Here is a 6,656-nt window from a genome sequence, read left to right as displayed (position 1 = left end):
GCCGGTGGGCCGGTGGGTCAGGTGTGCAGGCGACCGTTGGTGCCGTCGTGGCTGTCGGCGTGTTCGTCGTCGAACCAGTGGTCGCCGGCCGCGAGGTAGCGGAAGGAGTGTGTGCTGTGGGCGGGGAGGGCGACGGTTGCGGCGCGGGTGCCGTCGCCGCGGGGTTCCAGTGGGTGTGCGGCGGGGTTCCAGTGGTTGAAGTCTCCGACGACGCTGACAGGTCCGTCCGGGGTGTCCTCGGGGAGGATGAAGGTGACCTGGGTACGACCCTTGAGCTGCTTGCGTTCGAGCACGGTAATGACTCCAGCCACGAAGAAGGGGGAACCGGCTCGTGCATCCTCGCGCCGACGTGCGTGTAGCGCGGCGGTACAGCGCCGTGGGCTGGGCGGAGGTCACCCGGGTGGCCGCACGCCGCTCACCGGCAGGCCGGCCGCTACCGTCGGCGCTGCGCCACGCGACTGCCACTTCGCCCTCGGGCTGATCCGAGAGTGGCTGTGCCGTCCTGGACTACTTGGTTGAGGCATCCCGAGCTCAAACGCCGCCATGATCGACTGCATGAGCCCGCTCGGTCAGCCGCAGGGCGCGGCGACATCCTGATGCGGGCACCGGGGCCCCGGGCCAGGCTGGGTCAGTAGGGTGCGCGGCCACCGGGCCGGACAGTGGCCTGGAGGTCAGCGTCGTGGGCAAAGTCCGCTCCCTGGCCGCCTGACGGGGCTGCCGCTGCAGGTGACCTGGCAGCCGGTCCTACGTTGTCTGCGGTCAGTCGGATGAATCGTCGACGCGCGGATGAGTAGCACGCTCACTTGTCCCGCCGTGGCTGACCAGCGCTCTCCCCGTTCCGCGGCCTCCCGCCCGCCGCTGAGCAACCGCGTGCGGATGTCTCGCGCCGCATCACGTAGGACCGCTGCATGCGTGGTCGCTCCTGCCCGGGGCACGGTCCAGAATTCTCTGCACTGATCTGTCGAGAGCCTCAATTGCTCCCTGGATGTCGTTCACGTTCTCCCTCGCCGAGGCGACCGCCGCGACTGCCCAGGCCATCCACAGAGCCATGGTCGGAGGGTAGAGGCGTGAGGGTGAGCCGCTACAGCCTCGGCCGCATGTCCTGGCACGACGCTCGTCGGTACCTCCCCGGCGGCGACCTCGCCCGCTACGTCGCCGCCAGGCCGGCGATCGCGGCGGGTCCTGAGTCGTGACCGGAGTGGGGGAGGGTCAGTTCGAACCACGTCGTTTTGCCGGTGGTCGTGCGATCGCTGCCCCAGTCCTGGGCCAGGGCATCGATGAGTGCGATGCCACGTCCGCTTTCGGCGTCGATGTTGGCGGTGCGGGGGACGGGGCCGGTCGGGCTGGCGTCCTCCACCTCGCAGCGCAGGACCGCACCGCGCACGCGCACATTGACCCGGACCGGGCCGTGAGCGTGACGCAGAGCGTTGGTGACGAGCTCGCTGACCAGGAGCCGCGCGGTGTCGGCTACTTCGTGCAGTCCCCAGGAGGACAGCTGTGCTGTGAGGACGCGCCGGGCGCGGCCTACCGAGGCCGGTTCACGAGCCACGGGCCAGGACGTGTCCCACGGACCGGCGCAGATGGTCGAGGTGCTGTGTGGGGCGAGGGCTCGCGACCACAGTGCCATCTGCCGGGCGATCCAGGAGGTGTGGGCGCGACCGTCCACCCGCTGCCCGCCGCGCACGAATCCCGGCAGGACGGACCCGCCCTGGCAAGTCGGCCGGCAGACGCGGAGCCCACCGGGTCGCCCGTCACCGGGGGTTTCGCGGAGGCCGACGTACTGGGTGGCCATGCTGATCACTCCATTCGCTTTCGCTGGTGGTGGTCCCGCTCGTATGCCGGTGTCCCCGGCTGCATTCATGTAGCACTCGCTACAATCAAATATACATGTAGCGGCTGCTACAGTAAATATCCCCCCATATGCGACATTCGGGCAGGGGAGTCAAAGGGCAGGCGATGGACATGGGACGACCGGCTGACCTGGGCAAACGGGCAGATCTGCTGCGCCGGGTCCGCGAGTATGTGATCGGCAACGGGCTGGCGGACCTGTCCCTCCGCCCCCTCGCCAAGGCGCTGGGCACCAGCGACCGCATGCTCCTCTACTACTTCGGCAGCAAAGACCGGCTGGTCGCCGAAGCGCTGGCCCAGGACGAGGGGAGACCGCTGGTGCTCCTGCGGCAGGCACTCGACAGCGCAGGCCCCCCTGGGGATGCCGCGGGCATGCGGCTCGTCATGGAAGAGCTGTGGAGTCAGTTCACGGCTCCGGAGCGCCGTGAAGTTCTCCCCGTTACCTTCGAGGTGATGACGGCCAGTGTGCTCAACACCAGCCGGTACGGCCCGGTCATGCGCAACCTGCTCATCGAATGGAGGAGCCTGCTTGCTTCCGCGTTCGCCGGTCTCGGAATGTCTGAAGAAAGGGCCGCTGTCGAGGCCGGGCTCCTGGTCGATGCCACTCTGGGACTGCTCCACGCGTCGCTCGCCGACGACGATTGGGGCCAGGCGACAGCAGCCTTCCGTGTACTGCTCGACCGCCTCGAGCCCGCCTGGCAAGCCGACGCGTGACCGGCGGTATGGGTGCAGACACCCGGCGCGGGACCCCGGGACATTGCGCCCCCTGCCGTCCCCGGCCTGGCCGTCGGCTTCCCCGCACTCAGGTCGAGCGAGGTGAAGCCGCCGGCGCTGCCGGCCTCCTGGCTCGTTCACCCAGGCAGCGGGCGGGCAGGGGGCAGCTCGATGGGGTGACCCCATCGCCTCGGACAGGGTCTTGTTGTCGGTGCCGCAGATCGGCAGCGCGCCGGCGCCCCCGCGGGTCACCCTTCTTCGCCGCATCCAGAAGCAGTTCGCAGGCGCCGGCAGGTGCAGTCAGTGACCGAGGGCATTCTTGAGCTGCTGTTTGGTCATCGTCGAGCGGCCCTCGATGCCGCGCTTCTTCGCCTCCTGGTAGAGCTCGTCCTTAGTACGTTCCGACGAACCACCTCCACCGCGAGACCTCTCACCGCCCCGCTGCGAGGCGGACTCGCCCTGTGTGGAACTGCGACTGGCTGTCGTGCTCTCGCCAGAACGCGCACGTTCCTTGTTCACCGTGCGGGAAGCCATCTCCTTGGCCCGGCCCTCGGACATGCCGCGCTCTTTCCCGGACTCCTTGATGTGCTCGTACTGACGCTCACGCTTCGGGCTGGAACCTCTGGGCATGACGCATCCCTTTCTCGACAGTGGTGTCACCGTCATGGTGGGGGCAGCCACAGCACCACGCACCTCCGCCAAGCCAGACGAGGGGGCCTGCCGGCCCGCCCACGTGGCTTCGCCGACCATCAGGTGACCGCGGTTCGGCCACCGCAGAAGGGCGCGGACAGGTCTGCCCCCTGCTTCTGGCAGGCGGCGCCGGGGCACGGGGCGGGCCGCCAGGTGGGCAAGGAGTCTGGCGGCCGCCACGGGGGACGCACGGCGGCGGCCGGCATCCACAAGACCAGCATCGGTTCCTGCCTGCGAGCGCCTTCCGACGTGGCGAAGTACGGCTGGTGGACGACCGGAAGCGCCACATCCGAGAGCAGGGCCGAAACCAGCTCCTCATGCGTCAGATTGCCGCACCGGGTCCGGCTCGGGCAGCAGCCCGAGCACGCCCAGCAGCAGCGCCAGGTCCCTTGCGTCGGCGGCGCGGGCAGCGACAGCGCGGCGCGCCGCCGCCCGCTCCGCGGTCCCGGAACACGCCAGGAGAGCTGGTTCGTCCACGACGCGGTGGGGCTGGCACTGTTGACGGTCCTGGACTCGCTGCGCCCCGACGAGCGCCTGGCGTTCGTGCTGCACGACGTGTTCGCCGTGCAGCACGGGGGGCCGGTTCGAGCGCCTGCTGAAGTTGTCAACCCCGAGGTGGAGTTCACCGTCCACACCCCCGGCGGACGGTTTGTCACGATCGGGGCCACCGAGGTCGCCGGCCGCGCCCGAGTGGCCGGCGGCGCGGCACACGGACATGCTGCGACCGGCGACGGGCGACCCGGCGTCATCGCCTGGAACGAGGACGGCGCTCCGCTGTCCCTGCTCGTCTTCACCGTCGCCGAGGGTCGCATCACCGAGATCACCGCCGTGGTCGATCCGGCCGAACTCGCGCTCATGGACCTGCCGGACCCCTGTGACTGTCCACCGGCGACGGCTGCTGGTCCTCGATGTGGTCCGTGCCGGTCCCGCAGAGACGGTCAACGTAGCCACCTGGCGGGCGAAGAGTGCGGCGGTCTGGGACTGCCGTGACGGAGGAGGCGAGGCTGGTTCCCACAGGCCCAAGCGCTCCGCGCACCGGAGTTCTCCGGTCTCCCGGGCCCACGAATCAGGAGCAAGAGAGAACCGCATCGGCCCAGGCATCGGGACTGCGGTAGTGGTTCTTGTGCCCCGCGGCGAGTACGTGGCGCAGTTCGGCAAGGTGCCGGGTGTTCGTGGGCAGATCCAACTGGTCGAGGAGGGCCAGTGCGGCGGCCGGTTCCAGGTCGCCGTAGACGTCGTGGTAGCTCGCCCGAATTCCGCGGAAGAGGGCTGCATGTAGGGCGGGAAGCCGCACGACGGTGCGGTACGTCGATTCCTTGACCGTCCAGCGCACCGGGCCCGAACACTCCACAACCCGACGGGCTCGGCGGAGCAGAGCTTCCGACCGCTCGGCCACCACTCGGTCGATGTCATTGCCGAGGACCTCGGCGAAGGCCGTCGCGGAAGTGGCGTGGTCCTCGAACCAGTCCACCCACAGCGAGTAGGTGACGGCCTCGACGTCCCGGTCCGCCTCCAACCGCTGACGATAGCCGTCCCACAGGGCGTCGGCCGGCAGGGGGCCGTCCGCATTCTCGTTCGCGAACCGGATCTCGCACGTGACCCAGTATTCGTCGAGGAGGTCCAGCAGCCCGAAGGCCAACCGCACCTGCTCGGTGGGATCCAGGTCCTCGGCGAACACGTCGCCGGCCCAGGAATGTGCCACTTGGTTGGCGGTGAGCAGCACGTCGGGCTTCTCGTCGCTCACCCAGCCGTCGCGCACCTGGTGGACGCCCTGATCAGCCAGCCAACGCCGTGCCGCCTCCACGGCTTGCATCTCCATTCGGGAAGTATGACAAGCCTTGCAAGACCCGAATGAGGCAGCCCAGGCGCTCCGCGCCGGTGCACGTCCAGAAGGTGGAGCAGCCCGTCGGCGTCCATGAACGCGACGCCGTGCAGGTCCCGCTCATCGGCGGTGCATCGTCCATGACGGAGGACGCGCCGTCCGGGCGGCCGGAATGCGGGCGAGCTCGTCGGTGACCATGGTGTCTTCGGCGTCGGACTCGTCGCGCCGGCTGCGGTAGTCGTTGCGGCGGATGTGCACCAGGTCACCGGCAGCGAAGGCGAGGCGTCCCCCGCCCACGACGTACGGCGAAGGCGGCGAGCGCGCTGGTGCGGCCGCTGGCCCGCCAGCAGGGCGGCCCGCTCCACGAGTCGCGCTGGCGGCGGCTCTCGGTGAGCTCCAGGCCGTGTCTCCACCTCGGATTCGACCTTGACCGGCACCAGAGGGCCTCTCAGCAATCCGCTGACAGGGCTCGTCGGTTGCGAGCACGGCCGCTGGCGCTGATCTTGTGGACACGCCACGGTGCGTTGCAGGGGGTAAGACGTTGCGGCCATTACCCCGGCCGTGTTGTCTACAAGGCCTTGTCCGATGCTGTGCTGGATTTCTGGAGGTTGGAATGGGCGAGCTCTACCCGCCGGTCGAGCCCTATGAAAAGGGGATGCTCGATGTCGGCGACGGCAACCTCGTGTACTGGGAGGTCTGCGGCAACGCGGACGGCAAGCCGGCGCTCGTCGTGCACGGCGGGCCGGGATCGGGATGCGGGCCCGGGGCGCGCCAGTACTTCGACCCGGACCGCTACCGGGTCGTCTTGTTCGACCAGCGCGGCTGCGGCCGAAGCACCCCCCACGCAAGCGAACCCACGACCGACATGCGCCACAACACCACCCGTCACCTGATCGCTGACATGGAGCGGCTTCGGAATCACCTGGATATCGACCGCTGGCTGCTCTACGGCGGCTCGTGGGGCTCCACGCTGATCCTGGCCTACGCCGAGACCTACCCGGAGCGGGTGTCGGAGATCGTTATCGCCGCCGTCACCACCACCCGTCGCTCCGAGATCGATTGGCTCTACCGAGGTGCGGGCCGGTTCTTCCCCGAGCAGTGGGAGCGCTTCCTCGAAGGAGCCGGTGGCGCACCACGGGACGGTGACATCGTCGCCGCCTACGCACGCCTGATGGAACATCCGGACCCCGCGGTACGGGAGAAGGCCACGGCCGACTGGTGCGCTTGGGAGGACGCGGTCCTGTCCGGGGAGACGAACGGCGCCTCCAACCCGTACGGCGACCGCCCGCCAGTCGCGCAACTGGCCCTGGTCCGCATCTGCTCGCACTACTTCTCCCACGGCGCTTGGCTGGAGGAAGGCGCACTCCTGCGCGATGCGCATCGGCTGGCCGGTATCCCGGGCGTGCTGGTCCACGGCCGGCTCGACCTGGCCGGCCCGCTCGATACCGCATGGGAACTCGCCCGCGCCTGGCCCGATTCCGACCTGACCGTCGTCGGCAACGCAGGCCATCTGGGCAGCGACACGACCCGCGCCCAGGTACTCAAGGCCCTAGACCAATTCGCTCACCAGGCATGAGACCCG

Annotated in this window: 8 protein-coding genes; 3 read left to right on the top strand and 5 right to left on the bottom strand. The window is 69.4% G+C overall.

Annotated elements, in window-relative coordinates:
- Positions 1-17: 17 nt before the first annotated feature.
- Positions 18-293 (bottom strand): isoamylase early set domain-containing protein, encoded by a 276-nt coding sequence (locus PV721_RS05050; protein ID WP_319721577.1) that lies wholly within the window; start codon positions 291-293, stop codon positions 18-20.
- 854 nt (positions 294-1,147) lie between these two features.
- Complete coding sequence (locus PV721_RS05045; protein ID WP_319721576.1) at positions 1,148-1,792, bottom strand: ATP-binding protein; 645 nt, start codon at positions 1,790-1,792, stop codon at positions 1,148-1,150.
- Positions 1,793-1,962: 170 nt separating this feature from the next.
- On the opposite strand from PV721_RS05045, the gene PV721_RS05040 reads away from it, so the two are divergent.
- Positions 1,963-2,562, top strand: a complete 600-nt coding sequence (locus PV721_RS05040; RefSeq protein WP_319721575.1) for a TetR/AcrR family transcriptional regulator — start codon at positions 1,963-1,965, stop codon at positions 2,560-2,562.
- A 300-nt stretch (positions 2,563-2,862) separates the two neighbouring features.
- Here the strand turns inward: PV721_RS05040 and PV721_RS05035 are convergent, their stop codons facing one another.
- On the bottom strand, positions 2,863-3,192 hold the full coding sequence (locus PV721_RS05035) for a plasmid stabilization protein (protein ID WP_319721574.1): 330 nt from the start codon (positions 3,190-3,192) through the stop codon (positions 2,863-2,865).
- Positions 3,193-3,405: 213 nt separating this feature from the next.
- Between PV721_RS05035 and PV721_RS05030 the strand changes: the two genes are divergently transcribed.
- Positions 3,406-4,242, top strand: a complete 837-nt coding sequence (locus PV721_RS05030; protein ID WP_319721573.1) for a hypothetical protein — start codon at positions 3,406-3,408, stop codon at positions 4,240-4,242.
- 76 nt (positions 4,243-4,318) lie between these two features.
- On the opposite strand, the gene PV721_RS05025 is transcribed toward PV721_RS05030, so the two are convergent.
- Positions 4,319-5,071 carry a hypothetical protein gene (locus PV721_RS05025; protein ID WP_319721572.1) on the bottom strand — a complete coding sequence of 251 codons (753 nt, stop codon included), beginning with the start codon at positions 5,069-5,071 and terminating at the stop codon, positions 4,319-4,321.
- Between the two features lie 123 nt (positions 5,072-5,194).
- The gene (locus PV721_RS05020; protein WP_319721571.1) at positions 5,195-5,371 is read right to left on the bottom strand and encodes a hypothetical protein; all 177 of its coding nucleotides are present in this window, start codon (positions 5,369-5,371) and stop codon (positions 5,195-5,197) included.
- Between the two features lie 316 nt (positions 5,372-5,687).
- On the opposite strand from PV721_RS05020, the gene pip reads away from it, so the two are divergent.
- Positions 5,688-6,650, top strand: coding sequence for a prolyl aminopeptidase (gene pip, locus PV721_RS05015; protein WP_319721570.1), 963 nt, complete (start codon positions 5,688-5,690; stop codon positions 6,648-6,650).
- Positions 6,651-6,656: the final 6 nt, after the last annotated feature.

Origin of the sequence: Streptomyces sp. MB09-01 (genome assembly GCF_033794505.1) — a bacterium.
Classification (GTDB): Bacteria; Actinomycetota; Actinomycetes; order Streptomycetales; family Streptomycetaceae; genus Streptomyces.
Note: the sequence above shows the minus strand (reverse complement) of the source record. Positions and strands in the feature narration are given on the sequence as shown.

Bases quoted from the DNA above. Each gene is read 5' to 3' on its own strand.
- PV721_RS05035 (WP_319721574.1), bottom strand. From the start codon at position 3,192: ATGCCCAGAGGTTCCAGCCCGAAGCGTGAGCGTCAGTACGAGCACATC.
- pip (WP_319721570.1), top strand. From the start codon at position 5,688: ATGGGCGAGCTCTACCCGCCGGTCGAGCCCTATGAAAAGGGGATGCTC.
- PV721_RS05040 (WP_319721575.1), top strand. From the start codon at position 1,963: ATGGGACGACCGGCTGACCTGGGCAAACGGGCAGATCTGCTGCGCCGG.
- PV721_RS05025 (WP_319721572.1), bottom strand. From the start codon at position 5,071: ATGGAGATGCAAGCCGTGGAGGCGGCACGGCGTTGGCTGGCTGATCAG.
- PV721_RS05045 (WP_319721576.1), bottom strand. From the start codon at position 1,792: ATGGCCACCCAGTACGTCGGCCTCCGCGAAACCCCCGGTGACGGGCGA.